Annotated in this window: 20 protein-coding genes and 1 pseudogene; 10 read left to right on the forward strand and 11 right to left on the reverse strand. The window is 35.6% G+C overall.

Features of this window, described 5'->3' with window-relative positions; translation table 11 throughout:
• The 7 genes from ACFX4W_RS03075 to ACFX4W_RS03105 form a co-directional block, all read right to left on the reverse strand.
• On the reverse strand, positions 1-831 hold the full coding sequence (locus ACFX4W_RS03075; RefSeq protein WP_043981772.1) for an ABC transporter permease: 831 nt from the start codon (positions 829-831) through the stop codon (positions 1-3).
• On the reverse strand, positions 828-1,562 hold the full coding sequence (locus ACFX4W_RS03080) for an ABC transporter ATP-binding protein (RefSeq protein ID WP_043981771.1): 735 nt from the start codon (positions 1,560-1,562) through the stop codon (positions 828-830). The genes ACFX4W_RS03075 and ACFX4W_RS03080 overlap by 4 nt, the downstream gene beginning before the upstream one ends.
• An 86-nt stretch (positions 1,563-1,648) precedes the next feature.
• Positions 1,649-2,254 carry a flavoprotein gene (locus tag ACFX4W_RS03085; protein WP_043981770.1) on the reverse strand — a complete coding sequence of 202 codons (606 nt, stop codon included), beginning with the start codon at positions 2,252-2,254 and terminating at the stop codon, positions 1,649-1,651.
• Positions 2,255-2,279: 25 nt separating this feature from the next.
• Positions 2,280-3,638, reverse strand: a complete 1,359-nt coding sequence (locus ACFX4W_RS03090) for a lanthionine synthetase C family protein (RefSeq protein ID WP_043981769.1) — start codon at positions 3,636-3,638, stop codon at positions 2,280-2,282.
• A gap of 17 nt (positions 3,639-3,655) precedes the next feature.
• On the reverse strand, positions 3,656-5,539 hold the full coding sequence (locus tag ACFX4W_RS03095) for an ABC transporter ATP-binding protein (protein ID WP_043981768.1): 1,884 nt from the start codon (positions 5,537-5,539) through the stop codon (positions 3,656-3,658).
• The gene (locus tag ACFX4W_RS03100) at positions 5,505-8,723 is read right to left on the reverse strand and encodes a lantibiotic dehydratase (RefSeq protein ID WP_377559233.1); all 3,219 of its coding nucleotides are present in this window, start codon (positions 8,721-8,723) and stop codon (positions 5,505-5,507) included. The genes ACFX4W_RS03095 and ACFX4W_RS03100 overlap by 35 nt, the downstream gene beginning before the upstream one ends.
• Positions 8,724-8,808: 85 nt before the next feature.
• On the reverse strand, positions 8,809-8,889 hold the full coding sequence (locus ACFX4W_RS03105; RefSeq protein WP_377559249.1) for a gallidermin/nisin family lantibiotic: 81 nt from the start codon (positions 8,887-8,889) through the stop codon (positions 8,809-8,811).
• A 45-nt stretch (positions 8,890-8,934) separates the two neighbouring features.
• Here ACFX4W_RS03105 and ACFX4W_RS03110 point away from each other — a divergent pair.
• From ACFX4W_RS03110 to ACFX4W_RS03120, 3 genes and pseudogenes are all read left to right on the forward strand, one after another.
• Positions 8,935-9,279 (forward strand): annotated as a pseudogene (locus ACFX4W_RS03110) (3D domain-containing protein); the annotation flags it as partial.
• Positions 9,280-9,487: 208 nt separating this feature from the next.
• The gene (locus tag ACFX4W_RS03115; RefSeq protein WP_043982682.1) at positions 9,488-10,249 is read left to right on the forward strand and encodes a M15 family metallopeptidase; all 762 of its coding nucleotides are present in this window, start codon (positions 9,488-9,490) and stop codon (positions 10,247-10,249) included.
• 229 nt (positions 10,250-10,478) lie between these two features.
• Positions 10,479-10,601, forward strand: coding sequence for a YjcZ family sporulation protein (locus ACFX4W_RS03120; RefSeq protein ID WP_080781703.1), 123 nt, complete (start codon positions 10,479-10,481; stop codon positions 10,599-10,601).
• Between the two features lie 53 nt (positions 10,602-10,654).
• Here ACFX4W_RS03120 and ACFX4W_RS03125 read toward each other — a convergent pair whose 3' ends face one another.
• Entirely contained in the window at positions 10,655-11,191 is a 537-nt protein-coding gene (locus ACFX4W_RS03125) for an SH3 domain-containing protein (RefSeq protein ID WP_043982683.1), read from the reverse strand.
• 160 nt (positions 11,192-11,351) lie between these two features.
• On the reverse strand, positions 11,352-11,525 hold the full coding sequence (locus tag ACFX4W_RS03130) for a hypothetical protein (RefSeq protein ID WP_165575601.1): 174 nt from the start codon (positions 11,523-11,525) through the stop codon (positions 11,352-11,354).
• Between the two features lie 148 nt (positions 11,526-11,673).
• Between ACFX4W_RS03130 and ACFX4W_RS03135 the strand changes: the two genes are divergently transcribed.
• From ACFX4W_RS03135 to ACFX4W_RS03150, 4 genes are all read left to right on the forward strand, one after another.
• A complete protein-coding gene (locus ACFX4W_RS03135; RefSeq protein WP_043982685.1) occupies positions 11,674-12,504 on the forward strand; it encodes a GNAT family N-acetyltransferase in 831 nt (276 codons plus the stop codon).
• Positions 12,505-12,972: 468 nt separating this feature from the next.
• On the forward strand, positions 12,973-14,424 hold the full coding sequence (cls, locus tag ACFX4W_RS03140; RefSeq protein ID WP_043982686.1) for a cardiolipin synthase: 1,452 nt from the start codon (positions 12,973-12,975) through the stop codon (positions 14,422-14,424).
• A 174-nt stretch (positions 14,425-14,598) separates the two neighbouring features.
• Positions 14,599-15,090 (forward strand): YflT domain-containing protein, encoded by a 492-nt coding sequence (locus tag ACFX4W_RS03145; RefSeq protein WP_043982688.1) that lies wholly within the window; start codon positions 14,599-14,601, stop codon positions 15,088-15,090.
• A 75-nt stretch (positions 15,091-15,165) separates the two neighbouring features.
• Positions 15,166-15,393, forward strand: a complete 228-nt coding sequence (locus ACFX4W_RS03150; RefSeq protein WP_028410211.1) for a hypothetical protein — start codon at positions 15,166-15,168, stop codon at positions 15,391-15,393.
• A gap of 227 nt (positions 15,394-15,620) precedes the next feature.
• Here ACFX4W_RS03150 and ACFX4W_RS03155 read toward each other — a convergent pair whose 3' ends face one another.
• Positions 15,621-15,830 carry an alpha/beta-type small acid-soluble spore protein gene (locus tag ACFX4W_RS03155; protein ID WP_016762907.1) on the reverse strand — a complete coding sequence of 70 codons (210 nt, stop codon included), beginning with the start codon at positions 15,828-15,830 and terminating at the stop codon, positions 15,621-15,623.
• Positions 15,831-16,100: 270 nt separating this feature from the next.
• Here ACFX4W_RS03155 and ACFX4W_RS03160 point away from each other — a divergent pair, with 270 nt between their 5' ends.
• Both ACFX4W_RS03160 and ACFX4W_RS03165 read left to right on the forward strand, forming a co-directional pair.
• Complete coding sequence (locus ACFX4W_RS03160) at positions 16,101-17,432, forward strand: prolyl oligopeptidase family serine peptidase (protein ID WP_043982690.1); 1,332 nt, start codon at positions 16,101-16,103, stop codon at positions 17,430-17,432.
• A 137-nt stretch (positions 17,433-17,569) separates the two neighbouring features.
• A complete protein-coding gene (locus tag ACFX4W_RS03165) occupies positions 17,570-18,568 on the forward strand; it encodes a LacI family DNA-binding transcriptional regulator (protein WP_013055218.1) in 999 nt (332 codons plus the stop codon).
• A gap of 63 nt (positions 18,569-18,631) precedes the next feature.
• Here the strand turns inward: ACFX4W_RS03165 and ACFX4W_RS03170 are convergent, their stop codons facing one another.
• On the reverse strand, positions 18,632-19,912 hold the full coding sequence (locus tag ACFX4W_RS03170) for an MFS transporter (protein ID WP_013055219.1): 1,281 nt from the start codon (positions 19,910-19,912) through the stop codon (positions 18,632-18,634).
• A gap of 427 nt (positions 19,913-20,339) precedes the next feature.
• Here ACFX4W_RS03170 and iolG point away from each other — a divergent pair, with 427 nt between their 5' ends.
• Positions 20,340-21,362 carry an inositol 2-dehydrogenase gene (iolG, locus tag ACFX4W_RS03175; protein ID WP_043982691.1) on the forward strand — a complete coding sequence of 341 codons (1,023 nt, stop codon included), beginning with the start codon at positions 20,340-20,342 and terminating at the stop codon, positions 21,360-21,362.
• Positions 21,363-21,403 lie beyond the last annotated feature (41 nt).

Consider the following 21,403-nt stretch of genomic DNA (forward strand, 5'->3'; position numbering starts at 1 on the left):
TCATATAAAATAATCTCTCTTCACAAACGTCCAATAACCAATTAAACCAAATATAGCAATATATACTGCTTGAACTAAAATTATGTAAGAATTTAGATTGTTAGTTGATGAAAGTAAAAATGCTATTCCCGTGTGCTGAATTTTCACAATAGACATGTACATAAGGTGAACCACTGTATTGTGTCCAATAATAGTTTGTGTGGAAAATTCTAAGAGTTGAGGAATGGCAATTGCTAAGAAAATAAAGCCAACCCCTGCACCAAGTGTTATCATTGTACTTCTGCTTATCGATCCTAATAATGTAAAAACTGATACAACGCTAATCATTGTCACAAAACAAGCAAAGAAATATTTTAAGTTATATAATAAAGCTGCTGTCAAAGATAATTTCTGCTCATCTAAAAATGTTATTAAGGTATCAACCTTTGGAAAAAAGATATAACCAGCAACAGTATTTAAAATCCAAAATAGAGTTAAATACAAGAACATGGTTGTTAAAATAGTAGCTAATTTTGCTAAAAAAAGTTGAGTTGTAGAAAAAGGACGAATGAGGATCATTCTTAACTGCCCATTTTCTATCTCATTAGCTATAACCGTAGAAATTAGTATTATAGCTATGATATTAAAAGAAACAACGAGATGTTCAGAAATGCTGATTATAGGAAAGTTTAAGGAAGTTACATAATCTGGTTCCCCTGGTGACACCCGTTCATTCCAACTCAAGTAATATTTGACTGAGCCTATTGACATCAAGGGTATAAAAAATAGTATGATCCATGATATCTTTTGGGACCATAATCGTTCTAACTCTGAAGTGAAAAGTCCTTTCATGATGTCATCATCTCCACAAATATATCCTCTAGTCTCTTGCTTGGATCTTTAATTAACTCCTCTTTGCTTCCTTGTGTAACAAGTTTACCGTTACGAATAATGACAAGACGATCACACATTTGTTGAATTTCATCAAGTAAATGACTAGAGATGAAAAATGTTAGGTTTTTCTTTTCTCGAAGTTCAAGAATTAATTCTCTTAATTCTCTCATTCCCATAGGATCCAGACCGTTTGCTGGCTCATCTAATAAAATGACATCTGGCTCTCCTAAGAGAGCTTGAGCAATTCCCAGCCTTTGTCGCATACCTAATGAATAATTCTTGATTTTTACATCCGCATCCTCTGTTAGTCTTACAATGGATAATGCTGCCTCCACCTGTTCTAACTGTTCTTTTCTCGATAGATCAGGATATAGTCTCGCTAGATTTTGTAACATCTTTCTTCCTGACATGTAAGGGAAAAAGATAGGAGATTCTATAATTGCTCCTACATTTCTTAAAGCCTGTTGTCTATCTTTATTTACATCTTTACCCCCTACCATTATTGAGCCTTCAGTAGGACGAATAAGTCCTGTAAACATTCGCATAACAGTTGTTTTTCCTGCTCCATTGGGTCCCAAGAAGCCGCATATATCTCCTTTATACACCTTAGTTGAGAATTGGCTTACAATATTCTTTCCACTCACTGCTTTTGTGATGTTATTTGCTTCTAAAACAATTTCTTTTTTCATATTCAATCCCTCCTTATGGTTTAATATAAAAGACAAATATAAATAAAAAATAAAGAAAAGAAAAAAACTCACATTTTTGTGAGTTTTTATTGAACTTCAACTTTTTCACAAACATTCAATAGTGTATTTCTTTCTTCTAATTGTTTAGAAATAATATTTAATATATTTTGCGGATTAGGTAACACATAGTTAGGCCTCAATGACATAGTTGCAATTTCAAAAGCTGTTGTTTTTACAGGAGGTACAACAATATGATCATATTGTTGTAGTAGCTTAACATTATGCTGAACTACTTTCTTTTCCCACATTAATTTATTCATGTTTGGAAAAAAGATAACGGGTTTATCATGAGCTAGTATTACCGTACTTAATAAATCAGTTGCTAGACCATGAGCTGCTTTAGATAATGTGTTTCCTGTAGCTGGAAGTACGACCATTAAATCGGCCCACCTCGCTAATTCCACATGTCCTATGGTTCCACTCAAGCTAAGCTTTTCATCAATAAATACCTCGTCACAATATAACTTTACTGTCTCAGCTGGAATAAGTTGAACTGCACCTTTCGTCATTATAACTTTTACCTCACTAAAGTTTGCCTTTAGCATAGCTAAATATTGAAAAATGCCTGCCACTGCAATCGATCCACTTACCCCTACCAGTATTTTTTTCTCTGCAATATTCTTAACGTCCATTTATCATAGCCCCCCTGAATCTTAATTAAGAAAGTAAAAATGCACCGTCCCACCAAGGTTCTTCCACTGAACTTAAACTTAGTAAAGGTAATAATACGCCAGTTACACCTTCGAGTAATCCAGCCTTATTTAATTGATGTGACTTCTCTCCATTGAATTCTATATCTCTAAAACCAAAGGGTGCATTAGGATCATATGATTCTTCTATATAATGTACTAACTCTACTATTGATTGAACTGGGATCTGATTCTCTTCATCTTTTGCCATCCTTATAAGCATTTGTAATAACCCTGCTCTTCCATGACAAAATGTTGGCGATACTAATTCCCATTCTTCTTTTTGTTCTACCAGTATGTCCTGATAAGCTCCCACTGCACTCCTTATTGCTGCTGTGTCGTCTAGGGCCTTTCCAGCTAAATATATACTTCTCGCTACGCCTGGATCTCCATAACACCAGCCCTGACGTTTTGGATAAGTATGAGAGATTTTGGAAGTAGCTACTTCTTGAAAACTTAGTCTGGAAGGCCAACCACTATCTACTTGTTTCCACTTCATTAACCAATTGGTAATTTTGCGCACAGCTTCCCTCTGACCAGGTATTTCAATTCCCTTTTGAATCGATAGAGCCATAAGAGAAAGTGGACCCGGTATCCCATGAGCAAGACCACAATTAAAATTCCCTTCTGGAAACATAATTCTATCTTTTTCTAGTAGTTGATTTGCTTTTGAAACATACCAACCCGGTACTTTTTCACCGTATACCTCGATATCAGAAGACATACCCACAAAATAAGTAAGTATTTTTTTTAGTGCTTCCCGATTTTCTTTATACTTCGTATTCTCAATGAGATAGCGACCTATTCCTGTCATTCCTTGTATCACATCATATTTTAGAGGGTGTACACCTGGTTCCTTCTCTGGTTCATTTAATATCTTTTCTAATTGCATCAATATGAAATTATTTAAGACTTGGAGGAATCGAGAATACCTCTCATAATTATGGGATATATACAACGTGGCATAAGCAACACCTGTTATACCTCCAAACATCGAAATACTATTTACCCCTTGCTTTTCAATAACCTTCTGTACTTCTACTAAATGGTTATGTGCAACAAGGTCAAACCCACTATCAGGAAACTGACGGTCAAGTTCCCCAAATAATAAAATAGTGCCTGGAAAACCATGGGACAATGTGATAGGATCCCATGGATTCAAATTACCTGCCAATGATACGTTATCAGGAGCCATTATTATTTTTTCTACACCACTTGGATCCTTTAACTTTTCAGCTATGCTTAACACTAATTTTAGTGCTTTATTTCTTGTCTCATTATCAATTCCCCTTAACCAATACGTTTTTTGGTCAGTAATAGATGGCATAATTTTCTCCTTTCTCCTTATGAGCTTGCTTGTGTTGCACTGGCTTCTATATAACTCTTAGCTTGCAGATTAAATAATCTGGCGTATATTCCATTTGTATCTAAAAGTTCTACATGAGTTCCATACTCAGCGACCTTTCCTTTATCAAGTACCATGATCCTGTCAGCGTATTTTACAGTTGAATAGCGATGAGATATGAAAAGTCCCATACTTTTCTGGGCAATCTCTTGAAAATCTTGAAAAACTTCCTCTTCGGCAGCTGGATCTAAAGCAGCAGTCGGTTCGTCAAGAATGTATAAACTTGCTCTTCTCATATAGGCTCGCGCAATAGCGATTCTTTGCCATTGGCCTCCAGATAATTGAATACCGTTAGCAAAAGTTTTTCCAAGCTGAGTATCCATTTTATCAGGCAAGCTATCAATCATTGTAAGCGCTCCGGACCTCTTAGCTGCTGCTTGTATAGCTACTAAATGATTAGACCTTTTGTAATCACCATAACCAATGTTTTCTTTGACATCTAACTCATATCTCACAAAATCTTGGAAAATAGCACTAATTCTATCCTGCCAATCCTGCGGCTGATAGTCCTCAATTCTTTTACCATCTAAGAGAATAAGTCCCTCATAATCTGTATATAGTCGTGTTAGTAGCTTAACAATTGTTGATTTTCCAGATCCATTAGATCCTACTAAAGCCAAAGTCTCTCCAGGTTTAATATGAAAATTAACATTTTTTAATGTGTAATTTTCTTGTCCTGGATATTTAAAGGATACATTTAAAAATTGAATACCTTTTTCCACTGAAGAGATATTTTCTAATGTTTTTTTCTCGGAGACACTAGGTTTAGCTGTGTTTTCCGGAACGTTAAGGAAGGAAAATAATTGTGTCATATATAGATTGTTCTGATGCATGTTAAAAATCATATACATTAACTCATTTGACGTTTTTTGAGTCGTGTTGACAGCTTGAAAATAAGCAATAAGGCTACCAATAGCAATTAACCCTTGGATTGTATCCCTAACGATCATAAATTGAATGAATATTACAAAAACTACACTTATCAATTGAAAAGATAAATCAATTCTCATCTTTTTCAAAAGCAAATGTCGATCCTGATTATAGAACTTACTAAATAAGTCCGAATAATTTCTTAGTAGTAAGCTACCTAATCCAAATATTTTAACCTCTTTAACAGTAATATCAGTGGTCATTAGATAATAGTAATAAAACTGTTTTCTTGTCTCCTCTGCTCGCTTATGGCTTACTAAAAATATTTCTTTTCCCACATTCACAATAGACCAGGCAGATATTAGAGGTAATAAAATTAAGATCAACGTAAACTCCCAGTTCCAAACCATTAAAATTATTGAAATAGAAATTAAAGTAATAGCACCTTTTACGATACCCATTAACTCTTCAAAAATAGCAAACGGCTTATACGTAGAATCTTGCCTTGCTCGTTGGAGTTTATTATATACCTCTGGATTTTCAAAGCTTGCATAAGGTAATCTTTTCGCTTTTTCAATCAATTTTACATTTATCTTGTTAGACAGTAGATTTCTGTACAATTGCTTATGCGTTTCTAGGATTGAACCTGTAACGCTGGTTAATAAAGTGACAACTGAAAAGAAGATAAAAAAAGGTAAAATGTCGTAAAAATAGTTATCTTTGTACCCTTGGGTATACAGATTTTGGACCATATTTACAAGATATTTAATTGATAAAATCAAGGAAGCTGGTAATAGCCCATTTAGAAAATTTAGGATAAGAACACAGAAGAAATATCCTCTGTGTGTCTCCCACAAAAGCTTAAACAGATTCGGCCAGTATCGAAAAGATTTTAGAATGCTAACAAATGATACCTTCTCATTTTCCATTGTAGGATCTAGCGTATTCTTCATTCTTATTCCTCCAATACTTCTGGCTGGACAAAATATGTCTAGTAAAAGCTAATGCTTTCTTTTCTAATTCTCTATTTGCTCCTAATAATCGATTACAGTACATATGAATAATTGCCCCCATAATCATTTGGTGCTCATTCCAAAGCATATCTCTTTTTTGTAACTCTTTAATTTCAGTCACATAACGGGATAAAGATTCTTTGCGAATCAAGAAGCTTCCATATATAGATTTGCCGACTCCAGAATTATAATTACGCAAGTTTTCCCAATCATTTCGTGAATCTCCTATTAGGGATAGTTCTTTTCGAAACGGTCTAAATTCATCTACATACTCATATTTTTCGGTATTATTTTCTATAGAGGCTAATTGTTGTGCGTAATTCAAGCCAAAGTTATCCATGATGTCTATAATTGAAAGTGATGCCATTACATAAGCTGGAAGATGATTTTGTTGGTTTAACGTACTAAGAATCATGGCTACAGACTGACTATCGTAATAAAAATAATCCTCAGCTTTTTCTATTAATATGGGACCACCATAACGCTCTACTTCTCGTTCATATGTGTCGATAGTAATCTTTTGGATTAATCCTAAATCCATTAGTTTATCTGCCCACTCCCTTAAACGAGGAAGGACTAGCCCACTAAGCTTAGAAGGGTCTCCCTGAAACCGTAAACGAATATGTGAATCTGGATCGCGGTAACGCATAAAAAACCAGGATAATGCCATGTCACTTTTAACCATTTCACTAGCAAAAGGGGTAAGATGTTTTAATATTAAGTCATTCTCTCTTGTGTTTGGAGCATAGAGTTTCACATATAACCACTCGCTCCCTGGCAACTTGTAGATTATTTTATTACTTACAATATCTTTTTTCGCTTCCCCTATTGCACCAATTTTCTTTCTTCGCTCAGTGTTTTCTGTTTTCTTTAATGGAACAACTATTTCTACAGCATGTTTCCCCAAAGGGCTGTTTAAGCAATTTTGATCTCGTTCTTGAAAAGTTTCTCTTAATTGTAACCTTCCTTGCTTGAATAATTCATTTTTTAGTTCACGTAGGTGTAAGGTGTTCTCCAAATCAATTAAGATGCGATTATCTCCGTAAGTCATAAATACATTACGAGGAACTGCCCACTTTTCACGCCACTCTTCAAAAGCTTTAAAAAATTCTTCCTCATTCTGAGGTTTCTCTCTCATACCGAAAACATCTTTATTTAATTTCCAAATATTAGGTGAAAGTATGATGTTTTTATAACGAATTCTTGGGTAGTAAGGAGAGTGTGTCATACTTCCCCAATTGAATGGTCGCCATTGGTCTAAATCATTGAGTGAAATCTCCCTCATAAAGCGATAAATATTAGGTCCACTTTGATAATTAAGCATGTTACCAGCTACTACTTTAATGCGTTTGCCTAATTTTTTTGACTTCATATAGAAGTTCTCTAACGATGCCCCTACCACAATATCATCGATAGGTAACTGGATTGTCTCTTCATCACCGTTTGTTCCCAAAGTAACGTTCACTTTTCTTGTCGTTTTTCCAATTGCTACGTTAGCTGATCGGCCAGTTGCTGGAAGAAAGGAGCCTTCTACCATCACAGTATCTTCGTTGAATTCAAGATCAATTTTTTGTTGATACTGTTGTATTTTCAACGAAACATCCGGATCTAAGATATCTAAAAATCGACCAAATGTGCTACCTAAGGCGTTAGATCCAGGGTTAGGACTTAAACAAAATGTATAGTTACCTTGATCTAAGTCTTCTTGTGAAGCAGCATGTAACTCTCCATATACTTCTAAAGAATCCGGCGCATATCTTCTATCTTTTTCTTTACTCAATCTCTGAGCTATTTCTTCAGTAATCTCGATTTCTTTTTCTTGATTATGAATAGCTTTAATAAGAAGATATGATAACTGACTATTACGTTCTTGATTTATAGAAGAGGTGGTAGTATCTCCTCCCCTTTTCCCCTTGGGATTTTGATAAGAGGCAGGTGCACCGAGACCTAACTCCTCACTTAATAATTCCAGTAAAGGAACTTCCCTAGATGTTCCGTATTTTTCTAAAAAATCAACATGATATTTTTGTAAATGAGGAAATCCAACTCCCTCATCAGCTATCGACCATAATATTTGAGCAGCTCTGCTTATGTCTTCTCCTACCTTTTCTCCAATAGTTAAATCTGTGGCATTTAAGGAGAAATCTACTTGAAGAGGCGTTGTGACTTCATTAATCTGTCGCATTTGTGAAATCAAATCACTATAAAGAGAAAGGCCTTCTCCTAATGGTAATTGATTATAAGTATTGATTAGTTCCCTTACCTTTAACAATCCCTCATAGAGCTCTATCTTCTCATCTTTTTCTTCTAATTTTCCAAGGAGATAATTAAATGGATTATCAACAGTTAAAGGAGGCCTTAGTTCCGTTATAAGATATTCTTGTTCCAATAGCTGTATAATAAAGCGTTGAATTATTGTCAAATCTGTATTTGGATAAATAGTATGTAACCTTTGTGTAATTTCTCTGACCGTTATTCTTTCCTCAGCTAAATTGAGAACCTTTTCAACCACTTCGTTGTACATTATAGAAATATTTTCCTTTTTATCCATTCCTTTTTTTCGAAGTTGACCACATTCAGTTGAAAATGGCAAATGAAGACGATCGCCTACTACATACGATGCACGATTCTTATCTACAATTAGAGAAGGAAGGATATTGCTTCTTTCTAAAACTGAAATAACTCCCAAAAGCCACTCCATATCTGGTCGTGCCCTCTTTTTAAACTCTTTGAAATGATCTATTTTTAGGGAAGAAGTCTTTTTAAATTGTCCAGCTGCTACTCCCGAGAAAGCTCCAAAAGGAGTTGGTCTAGTTGTCATTCTCAACATGTAACGCAATGTAGAAGATAGAACTTGTTGGGTTTTTCTATTACTTAAATCACCATGTATATAATGAAGGGAATTTAATAGAGAAGGACTTGCAATAGCAATGGCTTCTTTTACATAATCTTTTTCCACATAATCTCTTAACTTTTCCACTAATATTGTTTCATCCTTAAGTTGGTCGAAGGTATGGGTTGGTAGAAACGGGGTTCTTAACATAAAAAATGGAAGAGGTTCAAATAAATTATTTTCGGTAGTTACACTAGATTTATGATTGAATTTTTCTTTTTGTAATATCAATTTTTATCTCCCTTTCCTTTTATAATATAATTCAAAAGAAGAGAAAAGAGGGAACAACATTGTTTCCCTCCTTTTCGACTTCTAATTAGCAGCAGAAGCTGTTCCAACTACCTGTATCTCCACAACCTGGTGTACACAGGGATACACTTGTGATTTGCGGATCCACATCACTTGAAGTTGTTGTTNAGCACAAAAAGAACAAGCAGCTCAGCAACAGCAACAAGCAGCTCAACAACAGCAACAGCAGTCTCAACAGCAAGCTAGCGGCAAGTCTATGACTGTTGAAGCAACAGCTTATACAGCTAACTGTGCTGGATGCAGTGGTACAACAGCTACTGGAGTAAATTTAAAATCAAATCCAAATCAACGAGTAATTGCGGTTGATCCTAGCGTTATTCCATTAGGTTCAAAAGTATACGTTGAAGGTTATGGTCAAGCTGTAGCAGCAGATACAGGTGGCGCAATTAAAGGAAATCGAATTGATGTATTCGTTTCTTCAGATAGTGCTGCACAAGACTGGGGCAGAAGATCAGTTAAAATTACAGTTATCGACTAATACTAGTCTTATAGAATAGAAGTAAAGAGAGATGTCTTTTAGGAGACATCTCTTTTTTTATGCTTAAAATGAACGTTTGAAAAAATTAGGTCCGGGCATACTAAAATTTATAGTAGGAATTAGTTTGTTATATTAGTAATTATTTCTTGATTTGTATACAATGTTTGAGTGTCCTAAAAAGCTGAAAATATGTCAGGAGTATAGAAATATGAAACTTTATAAAAAAATGGCTTTACTAATAGTGCTGGGTGTTATCGCAGGATTCTCGTATCTAGGCTATCAGGGATTATTTCAGCACGATGATCATTTGAATACGTCTGATCATAATCCTTTATCTTCTTCTAAACAGAAGCAGAATAGTATAGAAATTGTAGGGAACCCAGAATCCATTGCTGTGTTAGTAAACAAGCAAAATCTTCTTCCTGATCACTATGAACCCACCGACCTTGTATACCCAGACGTTCGGTTTGTATTTAAAGAAAAAATCGAAAAGCGCCAAATGCGTACAGAAGCAGCAAAAGCATTAGAAAGGATGTTTTCAGCTGCTGAACGAGAAGGAATTTACCTAGCCGGTGTTTCTGCCTATCGTTCTCAAAGTCGTCAAGAATCTCTTTATCAAGCGTATATAAAACAAGATGGAGAAGCGGCAGCTAATCATTACAGTGCTCATCCAGGCAGCAGTGAACATCAAACTGGTTTAAGTATAGATGTATCAAGCAGCACCGGTAAGTGTGCAGCTCAAGATTGTTTTAAAGATACTCCTGAAGCCAAATGGATTGAAGCAAATTCATATAAATACGGATATATTGTTCGCTATCCAGAAGGAAAGCAGCAGATTACAGGTTATAAATATGAGCCGTGGCATATACGATTTGTCGGAAAAGAACTCGCCTCTAAGGTGTCTAAGAAAGGAATTACGTTAGAAGAATATTATAATGACTACATGCAAGTTGATAATCTGGTTCAATAAAAAAGAAGAGTTATATAAACTCTTCTTTTTTTGTATTGCTGGAATATACCCTTACTTTAAAAAGGGGAACGAGGGAAAGATGTAGAGATGAAGCACGGGATGATATATCCTATGCCTTACTAGTAAAAGAGTTAACGTTTATAAATTATAATGAATTTTGTGATAAAGAATACTCATGTTCGTTTTCATTTCCCTTCACATATTCTACAAAAAAGGGAGGTGAAAGAAAATGAGTTTTTACGGAGGTTATGGTTATGGGTACGGATCAAGTCACGGAAGTAGCTTTGCGCTAATCGTTGTGCTATTTATTTTACTAATTATCATCGGTGCTTCATGGGCAGGGCACTATTAATCAGTTGTCCATAAATAAACTCCCTTGAAATAATTCAAGGGAGTTATCTATTTTTATCTATAAGTAGGTAACTGTAAGTACGCAGTGCTTACATATCCTTTAAAGCCGTTGTATTCTACAAAAGCCCAATCAAATGAAAGCTTGTTATCTTTTGAGTAGCCCCAAGCTAAGAAGCTGACGCTTTTTCCTTTAGGAATAGTTGTTACAACTTTGTTGCTTGTGCTAGGCCCTGTGCGTAAATTAAGGTTAGCAGCTGTATGAACAGTGGTAGGGACTTTCATTAAATAGGAAGTACTGATATATCCGGTGCCGCCAATTATTTTAATGGCGGCCCAGTCTGCATTTACAAACTTGACTACTTCGATTTGATCTTTTTTTCTTAATGTATCAAGAATCTTTCCCTGAGTGCTAGGTTTTGCACGTATATTGAGTACGTTTGCGGTCACTTCATATACGCTGAACGGTGCGTTTATTTTTTCTGCTGCACTTGCTGTTTGCTCGTGAGTGAATGGCAGTGTTCCAGATAGAGATGAAAAAGTAAAGCCCGCTGCTAATGCTAAAACCGATATAGATTTTGTAATTGTCTTCATACAAATATCCAACTCCTTAGTGAAATAGGTAATAACTTTTCTATAACACTAAGAATAAGGGTTACTTGTTTCTAAGTTGTTACCAACATATATCCCAGTTGTAAATTTATAAAAGGTCTGTAAAAAAGTTTATTTCACCGACCTTTTAATAGCTTTATTGTTACTCCTCCTCGCGATCTTCCGTTGATTTGTAAAAAGAAAAATATACAAAAACAGATAATACTGTTCCATAAATGCTCCACAAAGCTAAAGCGAAAATGAATTCTTTCTGCAGGCAATAAATAATGGTTAAAGCAACTAGTGCCATAAAACTTATTAAAATGGTCTTTTTCATAAGCACCCCGCCTATTTAGTTTGATTACTCTATATGCTTTTTGATCTTGCTTTTACCCTATAATTATTCGACTATTGCGCTAAAGATGAAAGGAAAAAGTTAAATAAAGCCGAACTTATAATAAAAAGAAGAATGCAGGGGGCGTTTTATGTTAGAACAACATGTGTTAGAAGATATACAAAAGCTACAGTCTATTTGCGAACAAGAAGAGCACATAGAGCTGAAGCTGAATTTTGATATGTTACGAAGTCGAAAACAAAATGAAGTTAACGATTTTTTTCATTATGAAGATAATCAGCTTGTTGGGTTTATTGGTCTTTATGGGTTTGGGAATACAGTAGAAATATGCGGAATGGTCGCTCCTAGCTATCGCCGAAAAAGGATTTTTTCAAAGCTGTTTTCTCAAGCTTTACATATATGTAAGAAGCGTGGGTATACAGAGATTTTATTAAATGCTCCTGGCGATTCGGTTTCAGGCAGGGAGTTCTTAAAGCAAATTCCATGTTCATTTACTTTTTCAGAATATCAAATGAAGTGGGCAGAAAAAGAATTGGAAGATGATAATCCCTTTGTTACACTTCGCTCTTCCCAATCAGATACAGATATGAAAATGGAAATGCAAGTCGATGTGGAATGCTTTGGTATGTCTTTAACAGAAGCAGCTGCTTATTATGAACAAACGAAAACGGAAGAACAGCAAATTCATTTTATCGTAGAGTACAATAGTCAAGCGGTTGGAAAGTTAAGGGTATCGTATGATAAAAGCGAAGCATGGATTTATGGATTTGGTATTTTACCTTCTTACCAAAAATCAGGAATAGGAAAAGCTGCTTTAAAACAAGTTGTTTTAAAGCAGTTTCGGCTAGGATATGATATATTTCTTGAGGTTGAAGCGAAAAACAAACGCGCTTTGCAACTCTACGAAACATGCGGTTTCAATTCATATCACGTGCAAGATTATTACGTATACAGCTTGTAGATAAAAAACACGGAAATCTTAGATTTTCGTGTTTTTTATTTATATATTAGATGATATGTGCTTTTTTGAGTAAATAATGAGAAAGTAGAGAAAAAGTGATATGCCCGTTGATAGAAACAGGGAAGGCCATACAAACATGATAGGGGCGCTGCAAGCAAGGATACACGTAAGAATACCTCCAATAAATGCTTTTCTAAATAATTGATAAGCCGTATACCCCAGGCTAATACTGACAAATACATTGATGAGGCTAAGAAAAATAAACGAAAAAAACAAATTATCTCCCCCCTTGTTTTTAATACACCATAAAAGAAATATTTCACATTTTTAGTGTAGCAAAAAAGAAAAAATTTGGATCCTAAAGGTGAAAAAGGAAGCGATCTGTGTTATGTATAGTAAAGTGAATGAAAGCGTTAAAAACGGAAATGAGTTAATAAAGCAATGCAGTAGAAAGAAAGGAGTAATAGGATGGAATTTGCCCATATCTTTACACTAAGTGTATCTGTTGTAACAGCTATTAATGTTTTATTAGCCGGTATTCTTATTTTCATCGAACGAAGAGATATAGGATCTACATGGGCGTGGCTTCTTATTTTATTTTTTATACCGATTGTCGGCTTTATTGTATATCTATTCTTTGGAAGACAGCTAAAACAGAAGAACTTTTATAAGTTATCATCTGATGAGCGGGAATATTTAAGATCTTCAGTAGATGAACAATTAAAAGAACTTAAAGCTACCCATGAGTATCGAAATGATTTATTGATTCAACATAATAAACTGCTGTTCACTAATTTAAATTCTTCTAAGTCACTCGTGCGCACGGACAATGAAATTGATATCTTTAGTGATGGTAATCAGAAATTTGATGCATTGTTTGAGGACATTCGAAATGCTAAAAAAGAAATTAATATTCAATATTATATTATTCAACGAGATAATCTTGGGAAAAAATTAAGAGATGAGCTAACAAAAAAAGCAAAAGAAGGCATAAAGGTTCGCGTTCTTTATGATGAAGTAGGATCTAGAAAAATGACGCCATCATTTTTTAAGGAGCTTATTTCATATGGCGGCGAAGCACAGGCGTTTTTCCCTTCAATTCTTCGCTTAATTAATTTTCGGATTAACAATCGAAATCATCGAAAGCTTTGTATTATTGATGGTGAAGTAGCATACATAGGAGGATTTAACGTAGGAGATGAATATTTAGGGTTAGATCCAAAAATGGGTTATTGGAGAGACACTCATTTTCGTATTAAAGGAGAGTCAGTGAACGATATTCAAGGGAGATTCATTTTAGATTGGCATCAAGCAACAAAGCAGCCAATTGAACTGGAACAATTTTTGCATCGTACAGAAACTCATTCTGGAACGGTTCCTGTACAAATTGTAGCAAGCGGGCCAAACTCGACTACTCAGCATCTGAAAAACATGTATATCTCATTGATTATGTCGGCCAAAGAAAGTGTGTACCTTCAAACGCCTTACTTTATTCCAGACGCAAGCTTTATGGATGCTTGTAAAATTGCTTTATTATCTGGAGTAGAGATTCATATTATGATTCCAAACAAACCCGATCATCCTTTTGTTTATTGGGCTACGTGGTCTCACGTAGGCGAACTGCTGACGTATGGTGCACATATTTATCTCTATGAAAAAGGCTTTTTGCATGCTAAAACGATTGTAGTAGATAATGAAGTGTCTTCTGTAGGCACGACGAATATTGATCCACGAAGTTTCAGCCTTAATTTTGAAGTGAATGCAGTTGTATATGACCAGCCTATTGCCAAAAAGTTGCAGAACCTGTTTCTTGAAGATGTGCAATGCAGTTCAAAATTAACGTTTGAACGATATAAAGAGCGCTCTCTTCTTATAAAATTTAAAGAAGCGGTATCTCGCTTACTGTCACCAATTTTATAATACAAATCATTGATACCATGAAGCAGACTTGAATTTTTAGATTCAGGTCTGTTATTTTATTGGTTTCTCCTTGTAAGGAGAGTTAGAGATAAAATTAAAAAGTTTTACCAAAAAATCCAAGGGTATTAATACTATAACAAGCTAAAAAATGATAATACCTAGGAGGAAGAGAAAATGACAAAAAATGTAGTAGGTACGTATGATTCAGAGGCAGCGGTTATTACAGCGATTCGAAATTTAAAAACACAGGGATATCCGGATAGTGCACTTTCTGTCTTGACAAACAGTGGTCTGCGTCATGAAAATACAGAAGCGATTGAGCATTCTGCAGGAATTGGTGTGCAAACAGTTGATACAGATCAACACTCAAAGCACCATCAATCCTTTATGGAGAAAATAAAAAATGCTTTTACGCCGTCTGAAGAAAAAATGGATCAAGATGTTAATCGAATCGAAAATCAATTAACCGAATATGGTGTACCTGCTGCAGAAGCTTCCTCATATGTATCTGATCTTAAAAAAGGAAAAGTTTTGCTGATGGTAGACGCAGTTGAGCATGATAAACACAATTCAGCTCTAGGACAAACAGTGACACCTGCTGAAAAATCAGCTGACCCAATGAATGAAAAAATGTTATACGGCAATCACGAAAATAAAATAAGGTAATGTTGAAGTAACCAAATGCGATAATAAAAGACTGCGTTCTTAAATAAAAGCTAGTTAACGAAAGGAAGGGGACCGATGAGAAATCTAGAAAAAACAGAATACGAACTTGACTATTTAAAACAGCAGCAAGAAGTTAATCAGAAGCTCATCAAAGTTTCACAGTCTCTTGTTGCTACGTTAAAACAGTATGAAGAAGAACCAGAGAATACGGAAGTATTAGCTGTTCTTGCTGACTTAGAAGGTCAGCAAGAGCAGCTAAAAGCAAAGACCGAAAAGATATCTAAAGAGCTTGCACATTTATAGAGTGAGATGAAAGAAGTTCCTATAAAAGGAACTTCTTTTTATGTTTTATCATAAACAATCTATTGTGAGAGAAAGAGAACCTTATATAACGGAACGTAAACGTTATGGGGAGGTTTTGTTTTAGATACATATAGAGGAGAAGAAATGCGATAAGAGATTATGTAAAAATGGGAAAAGGAAGAACGGTTATTCGCTCTTCCTCCAGCCGTATTGCTTATGATAGTGATTTAGAAACGTCCGCCGCCAAGTTGCTGTTCAGCCATTTGCACAAGACGTTTTGTGATTTCGCCGCCTACTGAGCCGTTTGCGCGTGCAGTTGTGTCAGGACCAAGAGTTACGCCAAATTCACTAGCGATCTCATATTTCATTTGATCGATTGCTTGTTGAGCACCGTGTACTGCTAATTCGTTGCTGCTCTTATTTCTGCTGTTTGCCATCATAATCAACTCCTTTTATAAGGTTAAGATTATGATTTGATTAATAGATAGTTTTTATACATAAAATAAAAAAATTTTTTCAGGGACTTATAGAATATGCTTATTGGAATAAAGAACCAAAAGTTTCCGCTAGGTAACGGAAAATAATTATGTGTAGAAAGAGAGAGAGGGCAAGTAAAATAGAACACAAGTAAGTAAGCGGTTACAAAATAATTAAGATAGAAGGAGAATTTTAATATTCCTATTCTATTTAAAAGGAGGAGATTTGGTATGTATCAAAGGTTAAAAAAGTCTGTACTATTGGCTATTACATTGAGTTTAGCAATTGGCATTGTACTCTCTTATGAGAAAGCAGCGCTGGCGAAGCAGACGCACGAAAAATCTACATCCTATCGTACAGTGACAGAGATTTATGACTGGGGAGCGGCGATCACAAAAATTATTATTGACTTAGGTGAACCTGTTCCAACCAATTCACTTACAAAAGAAACGTTTAAGGTGCATGTGGCTCGCAGTGATAGTCGATTAGAACCGTCTTTATTGGAACAAGGAGGTCGTACAGTAAAAAAAGCCTATGTATCCGATAAAGATGGACAACCAGCCGTACATACTGGAAAATATGCAGTTTTAGAAATGGAAGTTGGACCAGCTGTTTCATTAGGAGCACCACTAAATTACGATGAATATGGTACAGGGTTAAATGCATGGATAGACAGTCAATATACCATTACTCAGCAAAAAGACATGATAACAAATAAAGGAAAGTTGTCAGGGCTTGTAGTGAAACAGTTTGCGGGAGAGAAAAAAGAACTCGTAGATGATTTTACAATTAAAAAAGGTATATATCAAAATATAGAATTAGCATACGCAAGTCATGCACCGGCAAAGGATAAGAAAAAGAATCCATTAATCATTTGGCTACATGGTGGAGGAGAGGGAGGAACAGATGCAAAAATTCCCTTATCTGCCAATAAAGCTGTTAGTTTTATCACAAAAGAAACTCAGGCTTATTTTGAAGGTGCCTACGTTTTAGTACCGCAAGCGCCAACAAAATGGATGGATGGTTATACGAGTAAAGCGGATGGAACTTCTATTTATAAAGAATCACTGATGGCCTTAATTGAAGAATATGTTTCTAAAAACCCTGATATTGATCCCAATAGAATCTATATCGGAGGAGCATCTAATGGCGGATATATGACTATGCTTATGATTCGTGATTATCCAAAATACTTTGCAGCAGCATTTCCAGTATGTGAAGGACTAAATGATAGATTAATTACGAATCAAGATATTGAAAAGATGAAAGAAACACCTATTTGGTTCGTAGCCGCCAAGAATGATACGGTCCTTCCGCCAACAATTAACACTCTTCCAACTTATGAACGTTTGGTGAAAAGCCATGCAAATAATGTTTATTTATCACTATTTGAAGATGTCCATGACACCACAGGCTTGTATAAAAATAACGATGGTTCGCCCTATCAGTATAATGGACATTCATCTTGGATATATCTGTATAATAATGAGCCCAACGCTAAAATAAACGGAAGCACAACAAGCATAATGGAATGGATGAGCAAACAATCGTTGAAAAATTAATCATTTTAAAAAAAGCTGTTGCACATTGAACAGCTTTTTTATTTCTCTTTTAAAACGAAAGATTTTATCTAAAATAAACGATTGAATACTTTCGTGATAAAATAAGGAAAGAGATCACGAAGAAAGGAACAGTGAAAGTGAAACCAACCATTTACGATGTTGCGAAAAAAGCAGGGGTATCAATAGCCACTGTATCCAAAGTAATCAATCAAACAGGCCGTATTAGTGAAAAAACGATAAAAAAAGTGAATGAAGTAATGATGGAATTAGATTATCAGCCTAGCAGTGTTGCAGCGGCGTTAACAGGAAAAAAGACGTACACGATCGGTGTTCTAGTTCCTGATATCTCGAATCCTTTTTTTGCAGAGGTAGCAAGAGCTTTTGAAAATAGTGCTAGAGCAGCGGGATACACGCTTTTTTTATGCAGTACAGATCATCAAACTGCGCGCGAACATGAATATATAGATCTTTTATTTAAAAAACAAGTAGATGGAATCATTATCGCAACCGAACTAAATGATACGAAGCTCGTAAAGAAGATCGTGAAGCATGATGTACCGCTTGTATTGTTTTCAGTTGACCATCCTTCTATTTCAACGCATGTAGTGACAATTGATAACGTTCGCGGAGGATATATCGCAGGTACGTATTTAATAGAAAAAGGTCATCAATCGGTAACGATTATGACTGAAAAAGATAGAAAAAGCAGTGAGGGACGATTAGCGGGATTTAAACAAGCGCTCACAGAAGCAAATTTATCACTAGAAAATCAATCCATTATCAGCTGTTATTCAACAGTAGAAGATAGCAGGAGAGCAAGTAAACAGCTGCTTTCCTTGCCTAATAGGCCAACAGCAGTCTTTGCATGTACAGATCTAATTGGGGTATCGCTCATAAACGAGGCAAGAAAGCAGGGGCTTTCGATCCCGGGAGATCTGTCGGTAATTGGATTCGATAATACGATTTATGCTGATATTGCTGAGCCGGGTTTGACAACGATTGAACAACCCATTTCTCAGATGGCTACTAGTACGTTTGAACAGCTGTTAAAGTCTATGAAAAAAGAAGAGCATGCGAAACAGCGAGTAACGATTATTCCCGAACTAGTAGAACGTGCGTCGGTAAAAAAGTTATAAAATAGAGAAAGTAAAAAAGCTGCAGGTGTTGAGACACCTGCAGCTTTTTCTTCTTAAGCATATTTATAGAGAGACCGGACTTTTGACTTCGTTTATTGTTTCGCCTTTAATAGTTGTCTCTGTTGGAATCGTAAGGAAACCAGTTAGAAAAGCACCAAAGAAGTATAAGCAAGCAAAGATCCAAATTACGCCGCCCGTGCCCAAAAGACCAATAAAAACGGTCACAATTAAAGGACCTACAAAAGCAGAAAGTCCAGATCCTAAGTTCAACACAGACATTGCAGCTCCTTTATTCTCCGGAGCTAAAGAAGGCACTAACGCTGTAAGAGGGACATAACCTGCTAGCGTTGCACCGTAACAGCATGCGACAATCATCATTACCCAATAATTATGTCCGACGAATTGCGGTACATAGTAGAGAGCAAGTGTTACAATTCCGCATCCAACTCCGCCAAACCATTTGATTGTATTTACCCAGCCAAACTTATCTCCAACAATACCAAAAATAATATTAAAAGCCATATTCACAAAAAACAATGTACCCCAGATTTGCAACCATTCACTCATCGTAAAATCATGTTTCATCATATATGTTGGCAAGAAAACAACAAATCCAAATTGAGCAGCAGAGTTAATAATCTTTACGATACCGCCGATTCCTACTTTAGGGTTCTCAAATGCAATTGTAATCCCTTTCATTAATTCTTTTGTTTTATTATCGTTTACTTTTTGTACGGTAAACTTGTCTTTATTCATAATAATCGAAAAGATTCCACCGATCAAAACAAAAAGTAAACCACTCCATAAGGTAGCGATTTCTCCAATCTTTGGAACCATATAACTTGAGTAAAAGGCTCCGATTACGCTTAATCCGAGCTGGAAGACAAACCAAAACCAGCCTACTGCTTTTGAAAGCATTTCCTGGGGTGTGCGGTAAGACACCCAGACCAAGAATGAGTAAGCAAATAAAGGGTAACCAAATCCTCTAAGAGCATAACAAATTAGTATAATGGTGTAATTCATAATATGAAGTCCTAAACCTATAAATCCAATTGAACCAATAATAAAGGATATCAAGCCGAATGCCATTGCTTTTCTAGGACCCCACAGTTGAACCAGTACGCCGGAGAACCAGGAAGAAACAGAGACCGTAATGCCGTAAACAGTAAACAGTAAAGCAGCATGTTCAATGGTTAAACCTCGTTCTACAAGATAAGGAGATAACCATCCTTGTTCTAAACCATCGCCAATCATAAAAACAATAATACCTATGTATCCCCACGTTAAATGAGAAGGGATCCCAATCCTGTCTAAAGCCGTTTTTCTGGAAATAAATTCATTCATTTTCCACACCACCAGATCGATTATTTTGTGTAAAACATCAAACTAATTTGGTTAAGCGCTTAATCTATTTGATAAAAAGTATACGCTTACATTTTTTGAACGTCAATTAAAATTTCAAATATATATAATTTTCAATTAAATTATTTCGATCATAAAAATATTAGTATGTAAGTCAATAATCACTGAATTCATGATAAAAATACTTAAATATAGAGAATTTCTTTATGTTTCATCGATAAATAGATAAAAAATAAAAATAGTTTTTTATAGATTATTTAGAATGCTAAAAAACAAATATTCTAAATAATCTATAAAAACTGTTTGCATTTCAGAAAACGTTATGTATAATTGGAATCAGGAAAGCGCTTAACCTGTATAAAGGTTTGAGCGAATGTTTTCTTAACTTTTAATTAAAGGGGAAAATAAGATGGGGATTCTTACAATTGGAATAATTGGTGCTGGACGCATAGGGAAATTACACGTTGATAATTTAAAATTAATGCCGCAAATAAAAATTAAAGCGGTTTCAGATGTGGTAGTAGACCATTTACATGAATGGGCTACAAGTAAAGAAATTTCGACGTTAACAACAAATTATCAAGATTTATTAGCTGATCCAGAAATTGATGCCGTTTTCATTTGTTCGCCAACGAATACGCACGCATCGATTATTAAAGAAGCAGCTCGAGCGAAAAAGCATATTTTCTGTGAAAAGCCCGTTAGTTTTTCAGTAGAAGAAACAATCCAAGCGTTAGAAGTAGTAAAAGAACATGGCGTGCAGCTTCAAGTTGGCTTTAACCGACGCTTTGATCCCAATTTTAAAAAAGTGCATGATCTTGTACAGCAAGGAGAAGTAGGACAGCCGCACATTTTAAAAATCACCTCCAGAGATCCTCAGCCTCCGAGTCCGGAATACGTTCGCGCTTCAGGAGGATTGTTCATGGATATGATGATTCATGATTTTGATATGGCTCGTTATGTAATGGACAGTGAAGTAATTGAAGTATCGGCTTACGGCACTACGCTCATCGATCCTGCTATTGAAGAAGCAGGGGATATAGATACAGCAATTGTGTCATTAAAATTTGCAAATGGAGCTTTAGGTGTAATCGATAACAGTCGTCAAGCTGTCTACGGTTACGATCAGCGCCTTGAAGTTTTTGGTGAAAAAGGTGCAGCTGCCGCTGACAATTGCCGTCCTACTACAGTAGAAATATCAACAGGCGAAAGCGTAGTCAAAGAGAAGCCGCTGTATTTCTTTCTTGAGCGCTATACACAAGCGTACATAGCGGAAGTGACACAGTTTGCAAGAGCAATTATGGAAAAGCAAAGCGTTATTTGTACAGGGAACGATGGGTTACAAGCAGAACGGATTGCTAAAGCAGCAAAAGAATCTTTACTATCCGGGCAGCCAGTGAAGATTGAACATAAAAAATACGCAGTGAATTAATGACAGTAAACGTGGGGATGAAAGAAATTGGTCTTTCTACC

The organism is Priestia sp. YIM B13489, from assembly GCF_042787645.1.
GTDB classification, from domain to species: domain Bacteria; phylum Bacillota; class Bacilli; order Bacillales; family Bacillaceae_H; genus Priestia; species Priestia megaterium.

Coding starts and splice junctions, on each gene's coding strand:
- ACFX4W_RS03075 (WP_043981772.1), bottom strand. CDS start 831: ATGAAAGGACTTTTCACTTCAGAGTTAGAACGATTATGGTCCCAAAAG.
- ACFX4W_RS03080 (WP_043981771.1), bottom strand. CDS start 1,562: ATGAAAAAAGAAATTGTTTTAGAAGCAAATAACATCACAAAAGCAGTG.
- ACFX4W_RS03085 (WP_043981770.1), bottom strand. CDS start 2,254: ATGGACGTTAAGAATATTGCAGAGAAAAAAATACTGGTAGGGGTAAGT.
- ACFX4W_RS03090 (WP_043981769.1), bottom strand. CDS start 3,638: ATGCCATCTATTACTGACCAAAAAACGTATTGGTTAAGGGGAATTGAT.
- ACFX4W_RS03095 (WP_043981768.1), bottom strand. CDS start 5,539: ATGAAGAATACGCTAGATCCTACAATGGAAAATGAGAAGGTATCATTT.
- ACFX4W_RS03115 (WP_043982682.1), top strand. CDS start 9,488: ATGAAACTTTATAAAAAAATGGCTTTACTAATAGTGCTGGGTGTTATC.
- ACFX4W_RS03120 (WP_080781703.1), top strand. CDS start 10,479: ATGAGTTTTTACGGAGGTTATGGTTATGGGTACGGATCAAGTCACGGA.
- ACFX4W_RS03125 (WP_043982683.1), bottom strand. CDS start 11,191: ATGAAGACAATTACAAAATCTATATCGGTTTTAGCATTAGCAGCGGGC.
- ACFX4W_RS03130 (WP_165575601.1), bottom strand. CDS start 11,525: ATGAAAAAGACCATTTTAATAAGTTTTATGGCACTAGTTGCTTTAACC.
- ACFX4W_RS03135 (WP_043982685.1), top strand. CDS start 11,674: ATGTTAGAACAACATGTGTTAGAAGATATACAAAAGCTACAGTCTATT.
- cls (WP_043982686.1), top strand. CDS start 12,973: ATGGAATTTGCCCATATCTTTACACTAAGTGTATCTGTTGTAACAGCT.
- ACFX4W_RS03145 (WP_043982688.1), top strand. CDS start 14,599: ATGACAAAAAATGTAGTAGGTACGTATGATTCAGAGGCAGCGGTTATT.
- ACFX4W_RS03150 (WP_028410211.1), top strand. CDS start 15,166: ATGAGAAATCTAGAAAAAACAGAATACGAACTTGACTATTTAAAACAG.
- ACFX4W_RS03155 (WP_016762907.1), bottom strand. CDS start 15,830: ATGGCAAACAGCAGAAATAAGAGCAGCAACGAATTAGCAGTACACGGT.
- ACFX4W_RS03160 (WP_043982690.1), top strand. CDS start 16,101: ATGTATCAAAGGTTAAAAAAGTCTGTACTATTGGCTATTACATTGAGT.
- ACFX4W_RS03170 (WP_013055219.1), bottom strand. CDS start 19,912: ATGAATGAATTTATTTCCAGAAAAACGGCTTTAGACAGGATTGGGATC.
- iolG (WP_043982691.1), top strand. CDS start 20,340: ATGGGGATTCTTACAATTGGAATAATTGGTGCTGGACGCATAGGGAAA.